This window comes from Marinospirillum sp., assembly GCF_014859565.1.
The window spans coordinates 1-1,706 of the sequence record NZ_JACUUA010000423.1 but is presented as its reverse complement, the minus strand read 5'-3'; the positions used below and the strand labels follow the sequence as shown (position 1 = coordinate 1,706).

The window sequence follows — 1,706 nt, the reverse complement described above, 5'->3', positions numbered from 1 at the left end:
TCATTGCCGAAGCTGGCGTAAACCATAATGGTGACCGCGACCTTGCTTTTCAGTTAGTTGATGCTGCTGCTGAAGCTGGTGCTGATGCTGTCAAGTTTCAGACCTTTAACGCAGAACGCTTGGCTGCAATTTCGGCTCCAAAGGCCAATTATCAAAAAGAAACCACGGATGCTGCTGAATCCCAATTAAGTATGCTGAAAAAACTGGAGCTACCAGAAAGCTGGCACAAGGATCTACAGCGTCATGCCCAGCAAAAAGGCATCACCTTTATCTCCACTGCTTTTGATCGCCAGAGTCTGAAATTTTTACAGACCCTTAATCTGCCATTTTACAAAATCCCTTCTGGGGAAATCACCAATGCACCATTGCTCTGGGCTTTTGCGGCAACAGGCAAGCCCTGCATTCTATCAACAGGCATGGCAACCCTCAGTGAAGTTGAACAGGCTTTGGCTATTCTGGCACACGGTTATTCTTTTTCAGAACCACCAAAAAACATGGACGCTGTTTGGCAAAACTGGAGTGATGCAGCAGCTTATCAATCAATCAAAAATCAGGTAACACTCTTGCATTGTACTTCCTGTTACCCGACACCGCCGGATCAGGTCAACCTCAAGGCGATGGATACACTGGCCGCAACATTCCAGCTCCCTGTGGGTTACTCTGACCACACAGAAGGCCTGCTCATCCCTGTTGCTGCTGTTGCGCGTGGAGCACAAGTCATTGAAAAGCACTTTACACTGGATCGTAATCTACCGGGTCCCGATCACCGAGCCTCATTGGAACCCGATGAGCTAAAAACCCTGACACAACAAATTCGTGCCATTGAAATGGCGCTTGGCTCTGGACGCAAGGCACCTCAAGTAGCTGAGTGGGACACCCGCAAAGCAGCTAGGCAGAACCTGTTAACAGCTGACAATATCAGACAGGGTGATGCATTTACTGAAACAAACCTCACCACAGCAAGAACCGGTCAGGGTATCAGCGCTATCCACTACTGGGATCAACTGGGGCAGTGCGCAACCAGAGACTATCAGTCGGGCGAAAATCTATGACACGGCAGGTCATTCTGCTAGGCGCGGGTGGCCATGCCAAGGTTGTACTCGATGTATTACAACTGTTGAATCAGACTGTTGTGGGGGTCACCGACCCACAACTCCACCAACAGGGCATAGCGGAGTGGCGAGGACTGCCAGTATTGGGTGATGATCAAGCGGTCACCTGCTACCAACCCGACCAGATTTTTCTCGCCAACGGTCTTGGCAGTCTTCCGGGACAAACCCTGCGTCAGACAATCTACAAACAGTTCAAAAACCTTGGTTATTCATTCATTACCTTGGTACACCCGAGTGCACTGATCGGTACAGGTGTTACTTTTGCTGAAGGTGTACAAATCATGGCCGGCAGCATTCTTCAGCCAGACACCTATATTGGTGAAAACACGCTGATCAACACGGGTGCACAACTTGACCATGACTGCAGCATTGGCAAACACTGCCATCTTGCGCCAGGTGTAATTTTGTGTGGCAATGTAACGATGGAAGATACCTGTCATCTAGGGCCCGCAAGCTGTGTTACCCAAGGCTGTCATCTTGGGCAAGGATCCATTCTGGGTGCTGGTTCCACCCTGCTTAAAAATCTGCCGGCAGGAGGAAAACTCCTCGCAGCCAAACCTCAATCACCCGTAACCCGCTCTTCACTGTGAAACC

At 49.9% G+C, this 1,706-nt stretch carries 2 protein-coding genes; both read left to right on the top strand.

The annotated features are described in order from the left end of the window. A partial coding sequence (gene neuB, locus IBX50_RS20445; protein WP_366930758.1) for an N-acetylneuraminate synthase occupies positions 1-1,052 on the top strand: 1,052 nt, incomplete at its 5' end. Continuing rightward, on the top strand, positions 1,049-1,702 hold the full coding sequence (locus IBX50_RS20440; RefSeq protein WP_292258253.1) for an acetyltransferase: 654 nt from the start codon (positions 1,049-1,051) through the stop codon (positions 1,700-1,702). The genes neuB and IBX50_RS20440, both read left to right, overlap by 4 nt. The last annotated feature ends 4 nt before the right edge of the window (positions 1,703-1,706 follow it).

Bases quoted from the DNA above. Each gene is read 5' to 3' on its own strand.
- IBX50_RS20440 (WP_292258253.1), top strand. From the start codon at position 1,049: ATGACACGGCAGGTCATTCTGCTAGGCGCGGGTGGCCATGCCAAGGTT.